This window comes from Flavobacteriales bacterium (assembly GCA_021739695.1).
Taxonomy (GTDB): domain Bacteria; phylum Bacteroidota; class Bacteroidia; order UBA10329; family UBA10329; genus UBA10329.
This window is the reverse complement of the sequence record JAIPBM010000013.1, coordinates 43,305-67,314: the sequence shown is the minus strand read 5'-3', so window position 1 is coordinate 67,314 and position 24,010 is coordinate 43,305. Positions and strand designations below refer to the sequence as shown.

General features: G+C 45.9%; 17 protein-coding genes. 4 read left to right on the top strand and 13 right to left on the bottom strand.

The genetic code is table 11. The features are described 5' to 3' along the window. The first annotated feature begins 84 nt into the window (after positions 1–84). The 3 genes from K9J17_09850 (at position 85) to K9J17_09840 (ending at position 7,336) form a co-directional block, all read left to right on the top strand. Entirely contained in the window at positions 85–4,917 is a 4,833-nt protein-coding gene (locus K9J17_09850; protein ID MCF8277028.1) for a fibronectin type III domain-containing protein, read from the top strand. 467 nt (positions 4,918–5,384) lie between these two features. Then, positions 5,385–6,866: a PhoX family protein gene (locus tag K9J17_09845; GenBank protein MCF8277027.1), complete on the top strand. Its 1,482-nt coding sequence runs from the start codon at positions 5,385–5,387 to the stop codon at positions 6,864–6,866. Between the two features lie 239 nt (positions 6,867–7,105). Continuing rightward, positions 7,106–7,336: a hypothetical protein gene (locus tag K9J17_09840; protein ID MCF8277026.1), complete on the top strand. Its 231-nt coding sequence runs from the start codon at positions 7,106–7,108 to the stop codon at positions 7,334–7,336. 214 nt (positions 7,337–7,550) lie between these two features. On the opposite strand, the gene K9J17_09835 is transcribed toward K9J17_09840, so the two are convergent. From K9J17_09835 to K9J17_09825, 3 genes are read right to left on the bottom strand one after another with little or no spacing between them, the layout of a single operon-like run. After that, positions 7,551–8,426 carry an alpha/beta fold hydrolase gene (locus K9J17_09835; protein MCF8277025.1) on the bottom strand — a complete coding sequence of 292 codons (876 nt, stop codon included), beginning with the start codon at positions 8,424–8,426 and terminating at the stop codon, positions 7,551–7,553. Continuing rightward, the gene (locus tag K9J17_09830; GenBank protein MCF8277024.1) at positions 8,423–8,593 is read right to left on the bottom strand and encodes a hypothetical protein; all 171 of its coding nucleotides are present in this window, start codon (positions 8,591–8,593) and stop codon (positions 8,423–8,425) included. The genes K9J17_09835 and K9J17_09830 overlap by 4 nt, the downstream gene beginning before the upstream one ends. Positions 8,594–8,612: 19 nt before the next feature. Then, the gene (locus K9J17_09825) at positions 8,613–9,590 is read right to left on the bottom strand and encodes an NAD(P)-dependent alcohol dehydrogenase (protein MCF8277023.1); all 978 of its coding nucleotides are present in this window, start codon (positions 9,588–9,590) and stop codon (positions 8,613–8,615) included. A 199-nt stretch (positions 9,591–9,789) separates the two neighbouring features. Between K9J17_09825 and K9J17_09820 the strand changes: the two genes are divergently transcribed. After that, the gene (locus tag K9J17_09820; GenBank protein ID MCF8277022.1) at positions 9,790–12,159 is read left to right on the top strand and encodes a TonB-dependent receptor; all 2,370 of its coding nucleotides are present in this window, start codon (positions 9,790–9,792) and stop codon (positions 12,157–12,159) included. 47 nt (positions 12,160–12,206) lie between these two features. Here the strand turns inward: K9J17_09820 and K9J17_09815 are convergent, their stop codons facing one another. The 10 genes from K9J17_09815 to K9J17_09770 form a co-directional block, all read right to left on the bottom strand. After that, the gene (locus tag K9J17_09815; GenBank protein MCF8277021.1) at positions 12,207–14,039 is read right to left on the bottom strand and encodes a helix-turn-helix domain-containing protein; all 1,833 of its coding nucleotides are present in this window, start codon (positions 14,037–14,039) and stop codon (positions 12,207–12,209) included. Between the two features lie 3 nt (positions 14,040–14,042). Then, the gene (locus K9J17_09810) at positions 14,043–15,788 is read right to left on the bottom strand and encodes a helix-turn-helix domain-containing protein (protein MCF8277020.1); all 1,746 of its coding nucleotides are present in this window, start codon (positions 15,786–15,788) and stop codon (positions 14,043–14,045) included. Positions 15,789–16,356: 568 nt separating this feature from the next. Next, positions 16,357–18,060 carry an AIPR family protein gene (locus K9J17_09805; protein ID MCF8277019.1) on the bottom strand — a complete coding sequence of 568 codons (1,704 nt, stop codon included), beginning with the start codon at positions 18,058–18,060 and terminating at the stop codon, positions 16,357–16,359. A 195-nt stretch (positions 18,061–18,255) separates the two neighbouring features. Next, entirely contained in the window at positions 18,256–19,311 is a 1,056-nt protein-coding gene (locus K9J17_09800; protein MCF8277018.1) for a hypothetical protein, read from the bottom strand. 10 nt (positions 19,312–19,321) lie between these two features. Next, the gene (locus K9J17_09795) at positions 19,322–20,986 is read right to left on the bottom strand and encodes a DUF4407 domain-containing protein (GenBank protein ID MCF8277017.1); all 1,665 of its coding nucleotides are present in this window, start codon (positions 20,984–20,986) and stop codon (positions 19,322–19,324) included. 158 nt (positions 20,987–21,144) lie between these two features. Then, positions 21,145–21,285 carry a hypothetical protein gene (locus K9J17_09790; GenBank protein MCF8277016.1) on the bottom strand — a complete coding sequence of 47 codons (141 nt, stop codon included), beginning with the start codon at positions 21,283–21,285 and terminating at the stop codon, positions 21,145–21,147. 19 nt (positions 21,286–21,304) lie between these two features. Continuing rightward, complete coding sequence (locus K9J17_09785; protein ID MCF8277015.1) at positions 21,305–21,442, bottom strand: hypothetical protein; 138 nt, start codon at positions 21,440–21,442, stop codon at positions 21,305–21,307. Next, entirely contained in the window at positions 21,439–22,071 is a 633-nt protein-coding gene (locus K9J17_09780; protein MCF8277014.1) for a hypothetical protein, read from the bottom strand. Before K9J17_09780 ends, K9J17_09785 begins: the two co-directional genes overlap by 4 nt. A 3-nt stretch (positions 22,072–22,074) precedes the next feature. After that, positions 22,075–22,935: a hypothetical protein gene (locus K9J17_09775; protein ID MCF8277013.1), complete on the bottom strand. Its 861-nt coding sequence runs from the start codon at positions 22,933–22,935 to the stop codon at positions 22,075–22,077. Further along, a complete protein-coding gene (locus tag K9J17_09770; GenBank protein ID MCF8277012.1) occupies positions 22,932–23,966 on the bottom strand; it encodes a patatin-like phospholipase family protein in 1,035 nt (344 codons plus the stop codon). The genes K9J17_09775 and K9J17_09770 overlap by 4 nt, the downstream gene beginning before the upstream one ends. Positions 23,967–24,010 lie beyond the last annotated feature (44 nt).

Genomic DNA, 24,010 nt, shown 5'->3' with positions numbered 1-24,010 from the left:
AAATTTCAGATGGTATGTTAAGCTTTTTGAGCTAACATATCGGTTACGATAAGGAAATATGGGAAGCTTCTATTTGCTGTCCCAATGAACACCCGAAAAAAAAGCCAATTTCAAGACACTTGTAGCGCAGCACCAAATGTGTGTGAGTTTACTATGGGCAACGTTTGGAGTACAGGGTTGCAAAATGCACGTTGGTGGTATGCTGCATACATCGCCATCCTAATGCTATTCGCTTCCCAGGTGCTTTTAGCACAGACCACAGACCTTCTTATTTCAGAGTATGGAGAAGGCAACTCGGGCAATAGCAAGTACATTGAGCTTTACAACGGTACAGGTGCGTCCGTAAATCTTGCCAACTATCGCATTTGGACGATAAGCAATGGAGGTAACTGGCCTGAGGCCACCATAACTTTAACTGGGACATTAGCAACGGGCAACACTTTTGTAATAGCCAACAATTCTACGGATGTTCCAAGTGCTAATTTATATTCAGGTTCTGCTTCGTGGAACGGAGATGATGCTGTTGGACTTGCAAAAAACATCTCATCGGTTTGGACTTTGCTTGACGCTGTTGGAGAATCAGGTGCAGATCCTGGGTCGGGTTGGGCAGTAGCAGGCAGTTCTAATGGGACGGTGGACAAAAGACTTACACGCAAGTCAACGATCTGTTCCCCAAATACGAATTGGACTGCCTCGAGAGGAACGAATTCAACTAATTCGGAATGGGTTATTACAACTCCCTATACCACGGGGGCTGCGAATGCTGGACATACTGCAAGTTGTGTTTCCTTCTCTCCACCTACGGTTACTTCACCAACTGTCACATCCGTTGCCACTACATCTGCTGAGCTAGGCGCCAACGTAACAGACGATGGCGGAGCAGCAATTACGGCACGCGGAACGGTTTATGGCACTTCCGTAAACCCAACGGTTAATGGTGCAGCAGAAGGAGGAACTACGACAGGTATTTACACGCATTCTCGCACCGGACTGACACCTAACACACTTTATCATTTTCGCGGCTATGCCATCAACAGCCAAGGAACCTCCTACTCAGCAGATGCTACGTTTACCAACCTGCACAATGCTCCTAACATAGGAACATGCTCTGGACAAACGACATCTTCCATACAGACCAACTGGACAGCACCTAGCGGTTCTGCAGGAAGCGCAGCATTCACGTATGAAGTTCAGATTTCAATCAGCTCCAGCTTTGCTTCCGTGCTGGCAACGCAATCCGGTATTGCATCCACCATAACGAACCATACATTCTCAGGCCTAAATGCATCAACAACTTATTACTATCGAGTACGTGCCAACAACGCAGGTGGTTCTTCTGCGTGGTCGTCCATCTCTGCGGGCTGCAACACCAACGCAGCCTCTACACCAACCATCAGTGCAACCGCACTTGCAGGTTTCGGAAGTCAGTGCGAAGACGGAAGCTATGGCCCATATTCATTCATCATCAACGGAAGTTCGCTGACTACCGCAGATGTCACCGTGGCAGCGCTTTCTGGTTTCGAGTATGCCACTACCGCAGTCGGACCGTATAACAGTTCACTGACATTGGCACAGTCAGGCGGAACGTTTTCGCAGACCATTTTTGTGCAATTCGTTCCAACAGCCGCTGCAAATTACAGCGGCAACATTGTGGTAGGTGGTGGTGGAGCTTCCAATTACAATGTCGCTGCTAGCGGAATCGGATTGCTCAGTTACACACCAACTGTCAGCATTGCCATCACTTCTGGCACCAATCCTAATTGCACCGGTGATGCATTGACATTTACTGCCACTCCAGCCAACACAGGTGGAGGAACAGTAAGCTACCAATGGAAGAACAATACAGTGAATATCTCAAGTGAAACAAATAGTACTTACACTACTTCTGCACTGACAAACGGAAATAGTATTACTTGCGAGATTACGGTTACTGGTGTCTGCGTTACCGCTTCCACCGCGTTGTCCAGTCCTATTACCATCACGGTGAACAGTATTCCAGCCGCCCCTGTGGCAAATGGGAATGTTTCTCCACAGACCACCAACGTAAATTCTACAGATTTCACTGCCAACTGGAACACCGTACCGGGAGCAAATGGGTATGAGCTCGATGTTTTCTTTCTAGGCACACAGACCATTTATGAGGAGGATTTCACAGGTTTCGGAGGAACAGGTTTTAAATCCGCACCAACCAGCTCACAACTCGATTCGGACGACTGGATATTGACAGGTATGAGTGATGGAAATGGGACCTTTGCAGGTACATACACAACTGGAGACTTCGCTCGTGGCTCAAGCACAGGTGGTGAATCAACTGGTGGTGTATACAGTTTTGATGTGGGCAGTGGCAATACATCGTTGGGCTTTCAGCCAGCAGGATCCGACTTCACCCCAGGTACCGCGGTTCTGCGCATCAAAAACACTACAGGAAGCACTATCACATCATTAGATATCTCTTACACTGTTTGGGTGTTGAATAATGAAGACCGAAGTAACTCGTTCAATTTTGCACATTCCAGCAACGGAAGCAGTTTCACATCAATACCTTCTTTGGATTATACTTCCCCAGCTGCGGCCAGCGGCTCGCCTACTTGGGTGTCAGTCAACCGATCAACTAGTCTTACGGGGTTGAACATTTTAAACAATGCTTATTACTACGTTAGATGGGAAAGTGATGATGTTGGCGGTTCCGGCAATCGAGATGAATTTGCACTAGATGATGTGTTGATTACGTCCACAGGCTACGAGTACGTTAGTGGCTTTCAAAACCTTTCCGTGGCAGGGACTTCGCAATTGGTTTCTGGCCTTACATCTGGAGAAACGTATACGTATCATGTCCGCGCTACGAGTGCCACCTGCGGCACAAGCGGAAACTCCAATGATGTTGAAGCAACCACTGGTTGCTCTGCCCCCGATGCTCATGCTTCCAGTGTTTCCGCGTCATTAGTTTCAGGAACGACTGCTACGGTATCTTGGACCAATGGAAATGGCCCGAGACGGATTGTCGTGCTCAGCGAAGGAAGTGCAGTAAGTGCCAATCCTTCTGATAATGCTACATATTCTGGCAGTCCCGTGTTCGGTGCAGGAAGTCAAATTGGCACTGGCAACTACGTCATTTACAGCGGCACTGGCAGTACGGTTAATATTACGGGGCTCACTCCAGGTACGCACTATTTTGCGGAAGTTTTTGAATATGATTGCGGAGTTGGTGCAGAGAAGTATTTCACTACGGGAATTTCAGGAAATGTTGATTTTGTCACTATTCCAGAAGTGCCAACTGTATTCACAGATTTATGTGTTTCTACTACAGGGGTAGAGCTTTCGTGGACAACTCCAGCAATTGGCAATGTTGATGGATACTTGCTTGTAGCGAGAGAGGTCACTGGTGCACATAGCGTTAATGGTCTGGACCCTTCCTCCCAAACTTGGAATTTGAATTACTCGTTGGCCCCAACTTTCGGAACAACAACTCCCAACTCGCGTGTGCTGTACATTGGTTCTGGTACTACCGCCTCTGTCACAGGCCTAACATTCGGGAATTCGTACACCTTTCGCTTATATGCATATTCCTTGGGTTCGGGCAGTGATTACGAGTACTCAACCAGTACTTCGCTAACGCGAATTGCAGAGTTGGGCGATGTGACTCTTGCCAACGCGGTCGGAAACGACCAATCAGCACTGGTTTCATGGACCAACCCGAATGTGGCCTGCTTCGATGAGGTATTGGTTGTAGCTAACGAAACGCCAGGTATCGGTTTCAGTCCTTCGGGCGATGGTTCCGCATATGCACCCGATGCCGTTTATGCAGCTCCTAATCAGGTGGTTTATTTTGCTGATTTTAACACCAATACGGTGGATGTCAGTGGACTGACCAATGGAACTACCTATTACTTCGAGATTTTTGTTCGTAAAGGAATGGATTGGAGCTCAGGTGTTGAGGTCTCGGTAATCCCAAATGACATTACCAATTTCGGTGCAGGAGACATGGCCATCGTTTCTGTTAATACGCAATATCTTGGTAGTGGAAGCGATGATGAGGTGTGTTTCTTCTCATTTCAAGATATAACTGTTGGTGCTTCCATCGAATTCAACGACAATGGTTTCGAGCGTATTTCATCAGGGCTTTGGGGAGATACGGAGGGTGTGATACGTATCACTCGCACATCGGGTGGAACTATTCCTGCGGGAACGACCTTGTGTTTGCAAGGAGCAGGTAATTCAGCGTCAGACTTCTCAGTCATTAATTGCGGAGCTAATGATAATGCAAACTGGAGCATTACTTCTCTAAATGGTAACCTCTTCGATTTCGACCTGAACCAGAACGACCAGATCTGGCTTTTCCAGAACGGGGCGTGGTCAAATCCAGCTGGAAGTCATAATGCAACTTACACAGGAGATGTTGTATGGGGATGGACGGCCACTGGTTGGAAATCGGCTCCAGGTTATGCCAGTACAGCAGGATCTACCCGACCCGAGGATACGGAGTGTTTTACAATCGACCTTGAAGGAATTTCGAATAACGACAAGGTGAAATATACTGGTTCGATGGCTGCGACCGATCAAATTGGTTGGATTCGGAGAATCAACGATCCCAGCAACTGGATAGGTTACAGCAATAACAGCAACTACAACAACGGTGGACAGGATTATTCAGGCAGTTGCGTCACATTTTCATTCACCACTACTGGTTTTCAGGCAGGACTTTGGGATGGTGTTAAAAACATCGACTGGCACGACTGTAACAACTGGAATGATCTGAAAGTACCCAACCAAAACACTGATGTGCTCATTCCATCTACACCTCACAATCCACATATTCTACCCACAAACGTTGGGGTATGCCATACCATTAGTATTGAGTCTGATAATGGAGCTAAAGTCTACATTGAAGACACTGGTAAGTTGAATATCGGACCGTAGCAACTGCGTACTTTGGTGGGCATGGAGAATAAATCAATCATCTTAGCGCATTACGTTAACGCAACATTGGATTCCTGAGTACATCTTGCTTATAGACTAGTGTAAACACCATTGCGTAAAATAACGATGTAATAACCTTCTGAACTCCTTTAGATTGGTTTCAAACTAGACATTAGGCTCGTCAAACTCTTGGTCGAGTTATATGCTAAAATGTCTACAATAAACTTGCAAAGACCGCTACCACTTTGATCAAATCATTGATTTGTGCAGCACGATTGGCTTACAATTTTGTTTTTTTTATAATTAAATATGTATTGTATTTGCGTTTTCGAAAAGGCAACCGAAAGTTCATTCAGATTGAACCAACAACATCATTTCGACACTTTGAGCGTGACCAGAAAACCACGAACTGCCCACGTCTGGTCTACAGGTCGTAATCTTTCAGTTTTATTCAAATAACTCGTATTGTGAATAGATCCACCTACTTATTTTTAGCTTCAGCTTTATTGATTTTCGGGTGCTCCGAAAAACCTAGTTCAACTGTTTATGAAGTGACCAATGAAGGATTACAGTTCATTTCTGTTGTCAATAACTACAACAACAAAACACTAATTGTACCGGATGGGGCAGTTGTAGATATACTGTATAGAAGTGTTTATGACAGTGCCGTTTACTCAGATGGCACATTACTTCCTGCTAAGCGAGGGATTGATTTTCTGAGCTATCTACCTATCGATGGTTCGAGCGAACATGGTTTGCTATTCATGAACCACGAATTACGGAATGATAATCCTGCCTTGGGCAACGGAGGCGGAATGGCTTGGATTGAAGTGAAACGGGAAAACGGAAACTGGAAGCGGGTCGGAAACGGAAACAACATCGATTTTTCCGCATTAGGAGGCACTTGGCATAACTGTGGTGGAACGGTCACACCCAACGGAACCATTCTTACTGCTGAGGAATATCCTCCGGCCACAAACATGGAATTGTACAATAGCGAATTTGACCATGCTGATACGGCCGACATTGATGGCTTAAAGCGCAATGAGAACCTCGGATGGATGGTAGAAGTGGATATGTCAACCCGAAAACCGCTTCGAAAAGTTTATGGAATGGGGCGTTACTCTCACGAGGATGCCTTTTGCATGCCCGACAATCGTACGGTTTTTCTTACGGATGATGCTCAGCCTGGTGTTTTCTTCAAGTTCGTAGCTGAAAGTGCTGGTGATTATGCTAAAGGTCAGTTGTTTGCCTACCGTCAGAGTGATGATGCTGAAAGTGGATCATGGTTCGCGCTTCCGATGGAACGGGACTCATTGATCCATATCCACGACATCGCAGTGCGCAAAGGAGCAACGCTACTTACATCGAACGAATGGATCGATGGAATCAATGGAAAGATCTACATAAGTGAGTCGGGCGGAAGTGTCGATTATTCCGATGCTATTTCGAAGGGAGGCAAAATGGCCCATCATTTAACAAAAGCGCCTGTCAGCACAGGAATCAACAAGACGCATGATCCATTTGGAAGAATTCTTGTTTTTGAACCTGAGACAGGTCGATTGGATGTTTTTTTGGAAGGTGGGAAATTGCCCGATGGGGGCTATCTGACAGCTCCTGACGGGTTGATCGCAGTCAATCAATTCGGCAAGGATTATCTGATCGTTTGTGAGGATGCTAGCGTGGGGATGATCATAAATGAAAAGATCGAATCTTGGGAACAGGGAAAAATTTACATGGAAACCTACCTAATTCCTATTGATGGTCCGAAGGCGGATCCGAAAAAGGTGAAACGACTTACCGTTGGTCCTGAAGGTTGCGAGCAGACAGGACTTGCCATGACTCCTGATGGTTCAACCTTGTTTTTGACAGTTCAGCATCCTGCCTCAACAAATCCTGCGCCCTATAACGAGACGACCATCGTGGCGATAACTGCCGTTTTCCAGTGACCTGGTTTAGCAAGTCTGGATTCTTCATGGAGTCATATCATTTGCTTTTCTGAACACAATAACCCAAATAGCTTTCATCACTGTAATTTAAGCGCATTTTCAGATCTGTCGTGACCCGCGGAATAAGTTCATGGAAATAATTGATTTACGGGTTCAAAACGTAACCCCAGTAATCCCCATTACTTACCTTATTGTTTCGTTGACGCTGGTCTGTCTAGAATCGATTTTTAGATGGGGTATTGCCCAAAAAAGCCTTCTCAATTGAGAAGGCTTTTTGCTGTGGAGTAGTCGGACTTACAACCTATCAAGTAGTTCTGAATCTGAATTGTAGCACTGGAACTGTGACCATGGATCCGATTACCAACATCGGTTCTTACATGACTGCCGATGGAACCATTCAAGGGTCAGTCATTCATTTGAACTTTTATAGCGATGGAGCCCAACATGCGATGGCTCAGATCAGCATGTGAAATTCGAGTGTTCTCAGATTTCTCCGAAGATTTCACCCCTTACTCTACAACAATCCCAGCTACTTCTCTAAAGCCCTCCAAACCTGATTATCGAAAAGTGGTTCGATAATCCGGTTGGCTTTGAACTTGGTGGAGCCAACCGGACAAATGTCGAACCGTTGGAATGATTTTTTACTGATTTGCAAGCTAAAAGGAATGGTTTAACCACACTAAATTAAGCTTGGTTCATAAATCTGTCGATCTCTTCAATCGTTTCACTGGGCTTTTCTTCTTGTACGAAGTGACCACACTCGTATTCTTTCACTACTGCTGCTGGCAATCGTTTCTTCCATTTCTGAAGATACTGTGGAGTAATAAAACCATCTTTTGTTCCCCAGAGGATAAGCCACGGTTTGTCAGCTAAGGCATCCAACTTCTCCCACTGTTCTTGATACCAATCTGACGAACCAACCAATGACTTTCCAAGGTTTAAGAGAGAAACCCGCGAGGTCTTATCTGGGAACGGTTTGATGTACTGATTATGAATTTTCTTCGTGAGCTTGTTCTTATCCGAAAACCCTTGTTTCAGCAACAACTTTGGCGATAAATTCAATCGGAGATAAAGGAATTTGCCGATTGCACTATTCAATATTTTATCCACCTTTTGCGCTTCTGGATTGTTTTTCGTTTCCCAAAGCCAAGTGTTGAACATAATCAGTTGCTTGATTCTGTGATGATGCTTAATTGCGGAAGAAAGACCAATCGGTCCACCAAAATCATGCACAACGAGTGTAATATTCTTCAAATCCAGCTTTTCGATGAACTCCGTTAGATTTTGTGAATGAGACTGTGGCGTTCCATCAAAATCATCAGGTTTTTCCGACAACCCAAAACCAATATGATCAATGGCAATGCATCTGTAGTTCGTTGATAATGACCGAATATGTTCTCGATAAAGGAAAGACCAAGCCGGTGTGCCATGCACGAAAAGAATGGCATCTCCTTCTCCTTCGTCTATATAATGCATCTTTCCAGCATTAAGCTGTATGTATCGATTATCGAATGGATATTGCGGTCTATTAAGCCAGCTGGGTTCTAATGTGTTTTTCATGATTTCTTATTCTTCTTTTCCTGAATGGCGTATCCGAACGCAGCTCCAATGGCCGTGCCCATTGAAACTCCCAGCGCAATATTGTCAAAGACCACTCCCATTGCTGCACCAATGGCCGTTCCGAGGGCTATGCCTGCTCCTATGTATTTCGTTTCTTTCTTTTCCATTTGTTGTTGTGTTAATGGGTTAAGCCTCAGGTTTCAAAACTACGTTTCCTCTTTTGTGGCCTTTGTCAATGTATTCGTGGGCATCCACCACTTTATCCAATGGATAACTGCGGTCCACAATTCCTTTTAAATGACCTGCCTCGATGATGTCAATCAGCAGAGCCAACAAGCGCTTGATCTCTTTGTGAGGTAAAGCACCCGTGGCAGAGAACTTGGCTCTCTTCGTTCCGATTATGGAACTCGCCAACATGTGACCTAACAATGGCATTCCTAGAACGGGAGATGCATAGACACCGTTTTCTTTCAATGTGTCACAACATTCGGAGAATGCGCGCATGCCCACCGTATCATAAATTAGGTCGTAACTGTTCTTGTTTTCGGTGAAATCCTCTTTGGTGTAGTCGATGACGTGGTCGGCACCCAACTCCCACACAAGCGAAACATTCTGCGTGCTACAAACGCCTGTTACCTCCGCGCCAAAATGCTTTGCAATTTGAACCGCTGCCGTTCCCAAAGCGCCCGAAGCGCCATTGATAAGCACTTTATCTCCTGGTTTTACATTTCCCAAGTTGCACAGAAAATTGAGTGAAGTGATGCCGCCATCGCCCATACCTGCCGCCTCTTCAAAAGGTAAGTTTTCGGGAAGATGTGCCACAATTCCATCTTCAGCAACCGTTACGTATTCGGCATAGGTTCCGAAGGTTTCGATGTTTTCTCCGAATACCTTATCGCCCACTTTGAATTGGGTGACTTCCGAACCGACTGCCTCTATTACGCCTGCAAAACCTGTTCCCCAGATCGGGTTTTTCGGTTTCATGAGGCCGAGCATCAAACGCCCGATGTAAGGTTTCCCAGTACGCATCATGGTGTCTGCTTTCGTTACAGAAGACGCGTGAATTTTGATCAAGAGTTCATTTGGCTTTGCTGTTGGTTTGGCCACGTTATCCATTTTAAAGATTTCTGGTGAGCCGTAGCCCGTTGTGATAATTGCTTTCATGATGTATGTGTTTTTGGTTTTGATTACGAGGACAAAGGTGCTGGCGGCATATTCCGCAGACGTTCGGAATCCCAAGTGTTGGTTCGGAATTACATATCCGAACCACAAAGGGTAATTCGGAACTTTTAAGCAGATCGACCTCCCCAGATTTGCAGTCGAATTAAAAAAACAACTGCATCAAACCCTTAAAAATCAAACCATGAAACGTCTAACCTATTTATTCATTCTTGCCAGTAGCACAGTCTTCGCACAAACCGAAACCATTCGCGGGACCATTACGGATGTTGAAAGCAAAGTCCCATTGATCGGTGCTACCGTCATCCTCCTCGATTCAGACCCGATAGTCGGTGCTTCCACAGATCTTGATGGCAAGTTCAAACTTGAAAATGTGGCGGTTGGCCGCTGCGATATTAAAGTGACCTATCTCGGTTACAACCCAGCTGTTCTTTCTGGACTTGTCCTCACCAGCGGAAAAGAACTGGTGCTGAATATTGAACTGGAAGAACAGGTAATGCAGAAAGGCGAAGTGGTGGTGAGTGCCAGTCGCGAAAAGGAAAAACCGATGAATACAATGACCACCGTTTCGGCCCGTGTGTTCTCTACCGAAGAGGCCGACCGCTTTGCAGGTGCGCGTCAGGATGTGTCGCGAATGGCCAGCAATTTTGCAGGTATCCGAAGCGCGAATGACGCGCAGAACGATATTGTCATCCGAGGAAATTCCCCGTTGGGATTGCTGTGGCGATTAGACGGAGTGGATGTTCCCAACCCCAATCATTTTGGAAACATGGGAGCAACAGGTGGGCCTGTGAGTATGCTCAACGGCAATGTATTGGCCAATTCCGATTTCATGACCTCGGCCTTTCCTTCTGAATATGGCAACGCGGTTTCGGGTGTCTTTGACCTGAAACTCCGTTCGGGAAACAATGAAAAACATCAGTTTTTGGGGCAATTGGGATTTAACGGTCTGGAACTCGGTGCCGAAGGCCCATTCTCCAAAAAGCAGGGCTCTTCCTACCTCATCAACTACCGTTATTCAACCCTTGGTCTCTTAGGACTGATGGGAGTTGATTTCGGAACGGGTTCTGCTATTCCAGAGTATCAGGATTTGAGTTTTAAGGTGCGTTTCCCGACCAAGAAAGCGGGCATCTTTGAGTTGTTCGGAATGGGCGGCATCAGCAGCATCAACCTCTTGGCAAGCGAGGAAAAAGACACATCCAACTACAACCTTTACGGAAGAGGCGATAGCGATGTGCGCAACCGAAACATGCTGGGCGTGGTCGGCTTGACGCATACCTACATTCTCCCCAAAAACGCCTACACCAAGTTCACCTTGGCTGCCAGCTCCATCGTTAACCGAAACGTGGTCGATAGTTTGGATGCAGAGCGCGGTATCCACGATTGGTACCGAAGCGATTTCCAAAACCATCGCTTTCAGGGCGCCTTCTTCTACAAGAAGAAATTCAACGCCAAACACAGCGTGAAAGTGGGTGTGCGCGGAAGTGCTTTCTACACCATCATGAAGGATAGCGCCTACAACAATCAATGGGATAGGTACGTCACGCTCACCGATTTTGAAGGAGTAACGGGCCTCATCGAACCGTACATGCAATGGCAGTGGAAATGGAACGACAAATGGACGATGAATACGGGATTGCACGGACAATACCTCACCATCAATAATTCGTATGCGGTTGAGCCACGCTGGGGATTGGCCTGGAAAGTGGCCGAGAAGCACAGCCTCTCTATGGGTTACGGTCTGCACAGCCAGATGGCACCGATGGCTGTGTATTTCAACGTGGATGAAGATGCGCTCGGAAACAAGACAACACCAAACAAGAACGTGGATTTCGTCCGAAGTCAACACTTCGTTTTGGGCTACGATTGGTCGTTGCCGAACAACATGCGTTTTAAAGCCGAAACCTACTATCAGCATATCTACAACGCCATTGTGGATGCAGACAGCAGCTCCTATTCTGCCCTCAATTTTGGCGGGTTCAATACGGATGAACCCGAAAAGATGACCAACAAGGGAACAGGAAATAACTACGGACTGGAACTCACATTCGAGAAGTTTCTGACCAAAGGCTACTACTGGTTGCTGACTGGTTCGCTCTATGACTCGAAGTACAGAGCAAGCGATGGCATTACCCGCAACACGGCTTTCAACGGCAATTATGTGCTCAACGCGCTGGGCGGATACGAACTCCAACTATTTAAGAACAGAGAACACAAAACCAGCAATTACCTGCTGTTTGATGTCAAGTTTACCCTTGCTGGCGGTTCGCGCTACACTCCAATAGATGAGGATGCATCAGCTTTGGAGGGCAAAGCGGTTTATCGCAACGATCTTGCATTCTCTGAACAATTCAAGCCGTATTACAGATTGGATATCCGTGTTGGATACAAGCGCATTGGAAGGAAGGTCACGCAGGAATTGGCCTTTGATATTCAGAACGTGACGAACAAGAAAAACCCGTTGAATAAGGCCTACGATGCCAAGAAAAACACGCTGGTGGATGTGAACCAATTGGGGCTGTTTCCGATGCTGCTGTATCGCATCAATTTTTAGGATGGAAGACCATCAAGGTTCTCGAAACCTTGATGGTCTTTCCTAATTTACCCTCTAAGAAACTCCTTAGGTGTAAGACCTGTTTCCTTCTTGAAATACGTGTTGAACACCGTTTTGGAATTGAAACCACTATCATACGCCAGCGCCATCACGGTGAGATTGCTGTTCACAGGATCCGATGCCAATTTCTTGAATGCTTCAATACGATAATGATTGATGAATTCGTTGAAGTTCTTACCAACATGCTCATTGAGCAACCACGAAAGCTGGTTCGGATTGATGTCCACTTGAGTGGCCAAGGAGCGCAACGAAAGGTCTGGGTTGAGATACGGTTCTTCCTTCTCGATGAGTGCTAGCAACCGCGTCTTGCTCGAAGTCACCGCTCCTTCATCAAGCGGTGCTTTCTTTTTCGCAACCGTTTCATTACTCAGGTCAGACAAAAGATCAGAACCAGTTGGCTGTTCGTTTTTGGTCCCTTTGGTTTTAAATATCGTATCGAAGATCGGATATCTAGGATCTTCCGATAAAAGCTTGAACGCAGGGTTCTCTTTATAGAAATTCAGATAGTACTTGTTTGCCTTGATGTCTTTCTCAATTTCATTAAACGCAAGGTCAAAATTCCCTAAGTATATATTGATGATGACCACCGCATTCTCCTCGGATGCCAAATGAAAATTCTGAGGTTCATTTTCCACCTTCTCCAAGTACTCCCTGGCTTTTGAGAATTCTCCTTTGGTGGCATGGGCGATGCCAATTCCAGCGTTGTAGACTTCAGTTGTATCGGTGGCTACTGGCACGGCTTTATAATGCTCAATGGCCTCATCGTATTTCCCCAGACGGGTGAGGATGGTACCCTTCAAACAATAGCCGTTCGTATGATGAGGAATTGCTTCCAGCATGCCATTCGCCACCACCAACGCCTCTTTATATCTCCCAATCCGAAGCAACGCAGCGGCATGATAATATATGTTAGCGGGCGAAAGCGGGTCCAGTTCGATGGCTTTTTTTACTCGCGCAAGAGCCCTTTCTGGATTGTCGGTCAGAACATCAATGACCGAACGTCCCAATAGCGCATTGACGTAATTCGGACGATACTTTAATGCCAGATCACCATAGATCTGAGCGATGTCCAGATCTTTCTCGAAAAAATAACCGACCATTCCAATGGAGTAATTGGCCTCAGGGTCGGTTGGATCAAGTTGGATTGCCTTTTCCGCAGCAGCCTTCGAGACAGTAAAAGCCTCCTCGCTGGGAATGGCGTTTATCAGTCCTAAATACCCGTAATAGATGGCTTTAGATGCATGATAAAAAGGGCAGGAAGCGTCCTTTTCTATGGCCTCCTCAATTTGACCGATCGCCAAAAGGATGTCATCCTTCTGAAACTTGTAAAAGTTGAATTTGCTTTTCAGATACAACTCGTATGCGCTGACATTACCGCTTTTTACGTCTCGAATTTCTTCTATTTCAAAGTGTCCGAAGTGCTCGCGCAAGCGATCAGCGATCAACAGACTTATCTCGTCCTGCACCTCAAAGATGTTGTCCAGCTTCCTGTCCCAGGTCTCCGACCAGAAGTGGAAGTCTTCTTCAGCGTCAATCAACTGCGCGGTAATGCGCATGGCATTGCCCGACAGGCGAACGCTGCCTTCTAGGATTGTGGATACATTCAGTTGCTTCCCGATCTCTCGAACAGGAATATTCTTGCCTTTGAAGTGAAACGCAGACGTTCGGGAAGTGACCTTGAGCTCAGCGATCTTGGCCAAGGCATTGATGATCTCTTCCGTGATTCCATCGCTGAAGTATTCGTTCTCCTCACTCGCGCTCATATTCACAAACGGGAGAACGGCAATTGATTTTCGGGCGATATGTGAAAGGCTTTCCACGCGCTATCCTTTCAGAAACTCCTTCGGAGTGATACCCGTTTCCTTCTTAAAATAGGTATTGAACACCGTCTTCGAATTGAAACCACTGTCGTATGCAAGTGCCATCACCGTTATGTTCTCATTGGCAGGATCAAGCGCAAAACGTTTGAATGCCAACACGCGATACTGATTGATGAACTCATTGAAGTTCTTTCCAAAACCATCATTCAATAACCACGAAAGCTGGTTCGGATGAATGTCCACTTGCTTCGCCAAGGAGCGCAAGGAAAGGTCGGGATCAAGGTGCGGTTGTTTCGTTTCGATTAGCTCCAGCAATCGCGCTTTGTACATGGCCGCAGCTTCTGCATCAAGCAAGGCTTTCTTTTTCGTCACCGTTTCTGGCGCTTCTACAAACAGCTCCTCTGGGAACAATTGCTTGTGAAAGTGCTCGTAGCGCGGGTCGTCTTTTATCGGATTGATCAGCGGATCGGAATAGCGCAAAAGCAAAAGCGGAGAACCGCTCTTGATGGCTGTTGCAACCCAATCGAATGCCTTATCGGACTGATGGCTTGCGGCATAAAACTGAAAGAGGTAGGCGTCTGCCGTAAAGCCGTTCTCTCCTTTCGCCTGTTCGCTCAGCATATCAAAATACTCAGCCGCTTTCGCCTCATCTCCTTTCATGGCATACGCCAAGGCCATCGAACCTGTCTTCTCCGCCAAGATCACAATCGCGGAAGGCAGTGCATCGAAGTAGTTCAACACCTCATCGTATCTCCCCAATTTGAGCAAGCACTGGGTTTTAACCGCGTGAACGGGAATGTTCATCGGATTGACCTCCAAACACGCATCCAACTGCTTCAGCGAACTGGAATAATCCTCCAACATATAATCGATGTAGCCGCTGTAGAACTGCGTTTCCTGAGAGAGCGGATCGATGGTCAGCGCCATTTTCAGGTGCTTGACCGCTAGTTCTTTCTTCCCTGCCAAAATGTAGAGAAAGGCCATAAACTGCTGCGATTCCACATGGTTCGGGTTCAGTTCTATCGCCTTAGAAGCATGTTCAAATGCTTCGCGAAAGTTGCATCTCGCGAAAAACGCCAGATTGGCGAGTTGGTAATAGGCCGCTGGAAGCTCGCTATTGATGGCAAGCGCCTGATGCGTCAGCTGCGCGCATTTCCCCCAACCTTCTTCGTAAGAGATGACCGCAATGGTGGCCAAGAAGCTATACGCATCGGCCAAACCGACCATCGCTTCTGTGTGATTGGGATCTATGGCCAAAGCCTGCTCATAGAACGCCATCGATTGCTTTACATCCTCTGGATTCCACTTGTTGAAATGATGGCGTCCCTTCAGAAAGAGCGTGTACGCATCCAAACTTTCGGTCTTCTTTTCCACCAGATGTTCCTGAATTTCGAAGTGCCCGAAATGCTCGCGCAAGCGATCAGCGATCAGCAGACTTATCTCATCCTGAACCTCAAAGATGTTGTCAAGTTTCCTGTCCCAGGTCTCCGACCAAAAGTGGAAATCCTCGGCCGCATCAATCAACTGCGCGGTAATGCGCATGGAATTCCCCGCCAACCGAACGCTCCCCTCCAAAACCGTAGAAACATTCAGTTGCTTTCCTATTTCCGTAATGGGAATATTCTTGCCTTTGAAATAGAACGCAGACGTTCGAGATGTGACCTTGAGCCCACCGATCTTGGCCAAAGCATTGATAATTTCTTCCGTGATCCCATCGCTGAAGTACTCATTCTCCGCATCCGAACTCATGTTCACGAATGGGAGAACGGCAATGGTGTTCTCAGTAGTATGGGGTTTAACGGCCAAAGCAGGGACTGCTAAGGTTGGAATTAATGCCGTGATATAAATCAAAAACCGGATTATCGAAAATGGTTCGATAATCCGGTTGGCTTTGAACTTCGTGGAGCCAACCGGACAAATGTCGAACCATTTTGACGCGTTTTTAGCACTCGTTAGCACACTAAATACATAATTACCTAGTAGAGCCGACAGTAGAGATGTCAAACTTCCGGAGAGACTTCTCTGACTTAATAAGTGGCATTTATGAGTTCGACTAACGGTTGTTTAACGGCCGCTGGAGCCAAACAGAAGGAGTATTGATATTGACACGACACCTAAGAACTGAATGAATAGAGCTTTCAAGGGCAGCATCTCATCGACCACAAAAGTAGTATTCGGGTTTTTGTGTGCGTACGTTGAAATGCGTAAACGCTAAAGTGGAGGAGTTGTTTGTCGATTAGCTTGAAACTGGTAGTGTCAAACATACACGAGTAATCCAACGGGACATGCTCACAAGTACAGTGAGCAGTTGGCCTAACTATAATTTTGCGGCTTCTTCCTCTACTAACTTCGTAAACGGTTCTGTCCGTATGTTGTCGTTATGCAAATTCCCGTTTGCAACCCGGTATATGAGAGTTGCCGCTTCAAGAAATTTGGCTCGAACAGCCGCATCGTCCCACAGCACATCAGTCAAAGAACTACAGTAACGTGTCATTTCATTCGAATTTGGCCTAGGCGGTGTCGTACTGTTGGTGAGCAACCTGAATAAATATAGCAAATGATAACGCGCAGGCTTCAAGTCAGAATTAATTACACCACTTCGAAAGAAATATTCCAACTTGTAATGAGCGTATGCAGAGACATAATACATTTCAAGTTTATGGTCTTTGTGAAAAATGTCTGTATTTATTGACTTTAGCAGGGCTTTGTAGTTACGGGTTGTACGGTGAGGAAAGCCTAGAAACAGGGAAGCAAATGCCCTAACAAGAGTTGTCATGTTAACAACTCTAACCTTTTCGACTTCTTCTTCTGAGTTGTATTGTCGGGAACGCCTTTCGTAATACAGCTTTTTACTTCCTTCAAATGTTGGAAAATAAGTTTCCAACTTTTTTGGAAAGTCTGCGAGCGCAAACAATTGTTCTTCAGTCACCTCGGTTTGCCTGTTTGTCGCTTTAATTATGGAGTTTTTTATTTCAGAATTGTCGGTCGCTATAAGGCGAACCGGTATCAGGATTTCTTCATTAAGGTGTTGCCTGCTTTCGTACAGCACAAAACTCGTTTGACAGCCATTAACAATTTGATAATCCTCTATAACAAATTTATTTCCTGTAGGAATTATTCGCTTTGCAATTAGTGTAACGCCATTATTCAGCAGTGGGAAATAAAGCTTCGCGGACTCATTCTCAAGAGTCTCTTTTATTTCCCTATTCACGGAGTTCCATTCTTGCCAATGTCTCACATTGTCATAGAAAATTGAAGTTATTACCTCTTCATTGGTATTCTGAATAAGCTTTAAATATTCAGTTGAACTTAATAAGCCTAAGTATGCTTGTTCAATTCCAGCCAATTCCGGAAGCGTTATTCGTTCAGTGAAACTGATTTCGGTCGATATGGCGTTCTTTGTTTCCCTAAACAAAGATTGAATTTTCTCAGCGTCTATAAATTCAAATTCTACCTTTCGGAACAAGGAAAGGTCTTGCAAATCTTTGATAACTGCATTTTTTCTGACTACCAGATTTGCGTCTTCGGTCCATTTGCCCGTGGTGGTATAATAAATAAAACATTGAGGATTACCTTTTTTGAACCTGCTACTCCGATTAAAAATTTCATTGACAATTAGTGCCTTCTTCTTTATATGTTGATTTTGCGGTAAGGCTGAAGTAGTGGCAAAAAAATCATTGATTCCAAAACTGAACTGACCAACTTTGGCTGTCTCGAAACTACTTGACCTTTCTGCTTGATTAAAAATAAATGTGACATCTAGGTAACCATTTGTGTCGGCCAAATCTTCTATTTCCACAGGCTCCGTTACCAAACAACCGTTGACAATAATGGAAATGCTATCAATTCCGCAATCGTTGCCTGCTCCAACATGAATATCTTCCGAAGAAAAACTCTCTGTGAAATGTTTGGAGGTTACTATGTAACCCGTGAAATGTTCAAAAGCTTGGTCTTCTGCGATGTTCTCAAGACCGTTTTGCTTTACGAACTCTTCAAGTAAAGATTTGGTTATTCTGTCCATGTCAATTAATTCAATGCTTATTGTTTATAGTATGGAACAATACTTAGTTTACCGATTTTTCAACGTACAGAGGTTGACCTCCTCCGCCCCCTAAAGTAAGCCGTAATTGCTTATGTGAGCCGTTACTTGTTAGTTATCAGGTTCAGTCGATCTTCGGAAAGTCCCGTCCATCTGGGGCTTCCATCAGTCCAAAATTCACTCTTGGATGCTCATGCTTGTATAATAGCCGAAAACCCACCCTGTAATGGGTTTCTTTTTTTCAAGCACTTGGATTTTATACCAGTAGTCCGTCACCACCTTATCTCCAAAATCGTCCAAAGTGATTGCTTGCTTTGAGGCGCTTACATCAATGATGTCGTATTCCTTTCCATTGGTGGAAATCGTAGTTAACTTTTTACTGTTTTTGTTTGAGTCTTCTCTAAGCAAAATAGATTTTTCATCCTTTAAATCAATCCTTAAGACTGATGGCGAGTGTTTCTCAATGACGGAGGGGGTGATGACCTCACTTTTGGTGGGCTCGCTGACAGGGATGGGCGGCTCTTTGGGAAACTTATCTTGACCCGCATTTTCGGTCGCATTGCTGGGTGTGGTGGGGTTTACAGGGTTTCTAATGAGAGGTTCGGGTGTCGAGGGAGCCACATACGGCTTGGATTCGACTACTGCTTTTTTCACGCTGTCCAGATCTTTCTTGGCTTTATTGAGCTTAGAGTTGTCTGAAGCAAGTAGCTTGATTTCAAGAAACTTTGACCATTCCTTGGAAAGGCTGCGATGCTGCTGTTCATTGAACCTTCCTACGCTTTTATATTGAGATATACCGTCTAGCAAGGCTTCTATATCGTTAGCATACTTTGAAGAGTTGGATTGTCTTTCTTTGACGTCAGAATCTGTAATAGACGAAATGTTGATTCGGTGATTGGCAGTCGTTTCTTCTGGTTGCTTTTCCGATTCTTGCTTTTGTCTTTGCAAATCCAAAATCGCTCGTTCTAGCTCTCGAATCCGTAATGCATTGGTATCGATTGTTTGTCTGGACTTGCCATCGTCTCCTTCGGCAAGTATGCGTTCTTGAGGAATCATGCTCACCAATACCTTGAGGCTTACAACCGCAACTATACCGATGCCCGTGGTAAATATGAAGACCTTGACGACCATAGGTATCCCTGTCCGTGATTTGGATTTGGTTGGGGGCTGTTCACCCTCCTGCAAAAGAATTCGATCCCTTTCTGGATTACTACCATTTGAATTCTGTTCCATATGATATAAATCAGCTAAAAATTGTCAATATGAGTTTCACATCTTCCCATTCAATGCCTATGGCCTTTGTAAAGTAGAAAACTGCCACAACGCTTAAACCAATTGCGAGAGAATTCCCAATTCCGGAAAGAGTCGATCCAAAGAGCTTTTCTTTAACCCAAGAAAGGCCGAGCGGTGAAGAAGTGCCAGAGCTTGCGTTACCGCGATTTCGATATTCACGGTTGTCACGCACATCAATATCATATTCAAGCAGCAGCGAAACTTCATTTGTTAATTCGCGGAATGGCTTCTTAAGCTGATTCCAAGTTGCATTCCATTCCGTGATTAACTGTTGAACGAATGCCAATCTTAACGGGGTTGTAATCGAGTAGAATTGATGAACGATGGATTCGTGTTCGTCCGTTTGTCGTTCATACTCAAAGGTGTATCGTTTCACCCTTTCCTCTTCGAATTTTTCAAGTTGGTTAACAAAGGTTTTAAGGTAATGGGCTTCAATCAACTCATACTCTCCTTTCGAACTCAATACCTTGGAAAGAATAGGTGCAATTTCGACAATCAGAAAAATGAGAATCAAAAGCAAATAGCCATAGCTACTTCTTTTCCTCGTTTCGTATTCAGGATGGTCCGAACTTACATGGAGGTATTTATACAAGGCTTCAAGTTGGGTTATGATGTTTTCACTAAAAGCAATCCGGTGAATTGAGTCAGAAATCGCCTTTTGGCGATTCAGATCCTCTAGTGCAATTTCCTTTGAAATTGAATCCATTGAAAGTATGGGAGTAAAACCCGACTGAGTTGTTTTCGTGGCCTCCACTCTCTTAGTGGTTGCGGCAAGGAGTTTCGTGACAACTCCTTCACATGTCGTGCATGTTGAACTGACTATTTGATTTAGTCTACTATGTTCTGTTCGATTACTCTTCAATCGAGCGTTCACCGTACTTAATTCTCTCTGAAGATTTGGGTCATCGACATCCAGGTTGCTGATACGAGATTCAAGCCGCATGGCGGATTCTCGGTCATCCGCCATCCTTTTAGAAAGACTGGTCAGTTCTTGTTTGTGTAATTCCCGTAGATATTGGCATTGAGTATTACAGGCCCGCAACTGTGCTTCAAGTTCTTTCTCAAGACTGCTTTGTGTTGCACCATGCTTTAACGCGTCTTTTAGAACCGTCTGGTTTACTTGTAACTGATGGTCAGCCGAATCCACGGCATCCTTTTGCTGCTTTAGCACTCTGTCGGTGGCTTCGTCCGCAGATATCCCCATTTGCTCAGTTATCCGAGTGCTGAAAAAGAGCACTTCTAACGGTTGAGATACCGTAATGGAAATGAGACATGCTAAAGCCAACCTTATTGTCAAAGAAAGTAACTGTGAGTACCATGGCGAGTTCTTGCTAATAGTGGAAACGAGGAATCTGTCAAGAAGAAAAATGAACATGCCCCACACCATTCCTAAACCGACAGAAGCGGAAAACACCGATAGGGAAAACACTCTTTTGCCAGTCTCCATATCAACGGAAAGGAGGCTGTACATGGAGTATGTACCAGTGAGAAATGCAAATAGGCCAGTCATGAAGACGAGGCTGCCTATGGCCGAATGCTTGTTCACCTCCTTTTTTGGGCAGCGTTCAAGCCAATCAGTATCTGAGCCGGAACATAAAATGAAAAATGTCCTCATTCGGTCGTTTTAAGGCGTTGATGGTGTTCTTGCCTACTCTATCCAAGCTTTTCGGCTTCCGCTTGTAATCATCTTATACATTCCAACATAATTTCGTGTGCAACGGCAACCTCGGATCCGCGATCAGGGAACACCCGAGCGGCCTTTGCTACATTTCTTTAATCGCCAGGCTCGTGCTTATGTGGTTTCAATCCTGGATGTTTTGGTTTGGTTTCTGGATTTACCCGTCTTCTTTTGTCAGGTGTTCCGTCCTCTTTTTTTGGCTTTGGGCCTGGTTTTATACCTTGTGTCTTTTCCATGTTTCTCCTTTTTTCAGATTCATTTCTTTGATGGATCTACCTTCTTCTGCTCTGCGATCTGTCGGCTACGGTGGTCGCGGTCAATTTTGTGATCCTCATTGTTCGGGTTCTTCACCGTGCTGTGTTGGTCGTTGGGGCTCGGTTTCTTGGCTGTCATATTTCTGTTTTTCTGATTTTATTCTTCAATCTCAGGACAATGGACGAAGGCATGCCCCATGTGTAATCCGTGAGAATCGTCTTGATTACATCATCATTTATTACGCCTTTAGTTTTGAGCAATCTGCGGATTTCATCCACGTTATGGTAAGTAGGAGAAAGCTCGTAGGCCTCATCAAATGCCCTCACCGCCTCAGCGTGATTATCGGTAATGATGGCTTCAAACCCAGCCATTTCATAGGATTGAACCGAGTGCTTGACATCAACGGCCTTGTTCACCTCAGCTGCGCTGGCCGTGGCCTTGGCCTCAACCTCCTCCTTCGATAATTCGAATTGACTGAGCGCAGTGGTTATGAAAGTTTTGAGTTCCTCTTGACTTGCGCTATCGCCATGTTGTACTAAGAAACGCTTCCATTCCAATTCAAAGTCTGAGATGGCCTCGTAGGTACCTTGGGTCAGCTTGAAATCACCATACTCGATGTTACTATAACGCAGTCGGAAGCGTATCTCCTCATCGTAGAGCAACATGAATAGGGCAATGAGCAGTGGCCATGCCCAGGTGGTTGCCCGGTCTTTTAGGGTTGTAAGTAGGTTGCTTACGGTTTCTGTGAGTTTTTCCTTTTCGGCCATGGTTCAAGGTTTGTAAGCAATGACACGGTAAAACTGACGGGCATAGGCAGCAATGTCTTCGGCCCTATCGGTGCCGTTGATGATCCTTCGGGCGTTCTTCCAATCCTCTTTGGCGGCACTGAAATAATCGCTCAGTTTTTTTCCAGTGAATGTGCCTCGGAACATTCCTAAGAACAGGATGCGGGTGCTGATGGCAAGGTCCAAGGCCAGCTCGGGATTGTTCACCAGATCTACACCCAGCAGTTGGCTCATAGACGCGTAGTTGTACTTGTGTGTCAGTTGCACAAATCCGCGTCCGTAATAGGTTTTTCCCGTAACGGCATCGGGCACGCCATACGGTCTATTGCGGCCCTTTCCATATTCCTCTATGGGCTGCATTTTGCGGTCGGTTTCGTGATAGGTGGTGGCCAACATGTAGGCCAGGTGGCGGTCGTCTCCATTGGCATGTTCGGCCTGCCAAGTGTTCAGAATGGCATCCAGCCCTTGGCGCTGCCCGGCCGAAAGCGACCCACGGTATAGGCTCGCTTTCACCTCTTCCATGAAAAACGTGCGGTTGATGATCTGTGTGGCCGCCATCTGGCTGACTGCTGCGCCTGCCTGCTGTGTCAGTTGCTCAAAGGCAGCCAAGCTGCGCTGCCCCCAAATGCCGTCAAAAGGGCCTGGGTCCAGTCCGGCCTTCACGGCCTGAATCTGTATGAACCCGACCAGCTTCTTCTCCAACGACCAAGAGGCGGGCAGGCCGGCAATCATTTTCAAGGCGCCTTTGGTGCCGCTGCCTGCATCACCGTCAATGGGCCCGAGATAATGGCCGAGTCGCTTCAGCTCGGTCTGTACGTATTTTACGTGGGTTGATGTGATGGTCATGGCTGTGGAGGTGTTTCATCCAAAAGAGTTTCAATGATTCCCTTGATTACATCAGGATTGTCGGAAACGAATTTGATGCCTGCTTCCTTTAGTGCGGCAAGGTTTTCGGGCGATGCATCATCCATCTCCGATTTGGCATTGTGCAATTCGGGCTCTATGCGGATGTATCCGCTCGGATTGCCACCTGCATCAAATAGTTTCTCTAATTGATACGAAACGGTTTCAGAGTTGCCGCTCATCATGATGTCGATGACCGGTTGTACCCATTTCAACTTGCCGTAATCCTTTGCTTCAGCGTAGGGATACTCTCTCTTCACCGATCCTGTGCCGATACTAAGCATGAACATGTCCTTGGCCGTAGGTTTTTCAATGTCTGCCAAGGTCATTCCTCTGGCTTCGGCATAGGCGCACATGGCGGGGTTGTTGGCAAACACGCCTCCATCTATCAATGCGTGGTGCACCCCTGCTATGGAAGGCACATTTGCTGCTTCAAAATAGGTGGGAGCGGCCGATGTGCCACGTGCCACATGCCGCACCAGAAAATCGCGACCTGTGTTTCGGCCCTCATCGGTCTTGTGGCTGCCCAAGAAAACCGTCTTACGATATTGGATGTCGTATGCCGTCACGATGCACGGACGCAGCAGCTCGCTCAGTAGGGTGTTGCCGAATTTCTCAAGCAATGCCTTTTCCAGACCAGTGGCCTCGTATTTTTCATCGAATAAACCGTCAACGGTTAGAAACTTATGTAGAGCAGAACGGTCAAAAATATCTTTACCTCTTTCCATGTATATGTCGAGTACCTCGGCCATAGTATAACGTGGGCGCAGGTTGTCCACCTCATCCGGTATCAGCATACCACAAGCAATGATGCCGCCTGTGCTAGTGCCTGCCACAAGATGAACGTGGTCGGCCAAGCGGGCCTGCTCTCCCTTTCGGGCCCTTATTCCATCTTCGATGGCGCTGAGGATGACCGCAGGGATGATGCCGCGGATGCCGCCACCGTCTATCGAAAGTATCTTGACTTTGTTCATGGGGGTTGAGTTTGGGGTTTAGGTAATTATGTTAGGCGTCAATG

Excerpts from the sequence above, each read along its gene's own strand:
- K9J17_09825 (MCF8277023.1), bottom strand. The coding sequence starts at position 9,590 with ATGAAAGCAATTATCACAACGGGCTACGGCTCACCAGAAATCTTTAAA.
- K9J17_09785 (MCF8277015.1), bottom strand. The coding sequence starts at position 21,442 with ATGACAGCCAAGAAACCGAGCCCCAACGACCAACACAGCACGGTGAAG.
- K9J17_09835 (MCF8277025.1), bottom strand. The coding sequence starts at position 8,426 with ATGAAAAACACATTAGAACCCAGCTGGCTTAATAGACCGCAATATCCA.
- K9J17_09795 (MCF8277017.1), bottom strand. The coding sequence starts at position 20,986 with ATGAGGACATTTTTCATTTTATGTTCCGGCTCAGATACTGATTGGCTT.
- K9J17_09800 (MCF8277018.1), bottom strand. The coding sequence starts at position 19,311 with ATGGAACAGAATTCAAATGGTAGTAATCCAGAAAGGGATCGAATTCTT.
- K9J17_09850 (MCF8277028.1), top strand. The coding sequence starts at position 85 with ATGAACACCCGAAAAAAAAGCCAATTTCAAGACACTTGTAGCGCAGCA.
- K9J17_09805 (MCF8277019.1), bottom strand. The coding sequence starts at position 18,060 with ATGGACAGAATAACCAAATCTTTACTTGAAGAGTTCGTAAAGCAAAAC.
- K9J17_09810 (MCF8277020.1), bottom strand. The coding sequence starts at position 15,788 with ATGAGTTCGGATGCGGAGAATGAGTACTTCAGCGATGGGATCACGGAA.
- K9J17_09830 (MCF8277024.1), bottom strand. The coding sequence starts at position 8,593 with ATGGAAAAGAAAGAAACGAAATACATAGGAGCAGGCATAGCCCTCGGA.
- K9J17_09820 (MCF8277022.1), top strand. The coding sequence starts at position 9,790 with ATGAAACGTCTAACCTATTTATTCATTCTTGCCAGTAGCACAGTCTTC.
- K9J17_09770 (MCF8277012.1), bottom strand. The coding sequence starts at position 23,966 with ATGAACAAAGTCAAGATACTTTCGATAGACGGTGGCGGCATCCGCGGC.
- K9J17_09780 (MCF8277014.1), bottom strand. The coding sequence starts at position 22,071 with ATGGCCGAAAAGGAAAAACTCACAGAAACCGTAAGCAACCTACTTACA.
- K9J17_09775 (MCF8277013.1), bottom strand. The coding sequence starts at position 22,935 with ATGACCATCACATCAACCCACGTAAAATACGTACAGACCGAGCTGAAG.
- K9J17_09790 (MCF8277016.1), bottom strand. The coding sequence starts at position 21,285 with ATGGAAAAGACACAAGGTATAAAACCAGGCCCAAAGCCAAAAAAAGAG.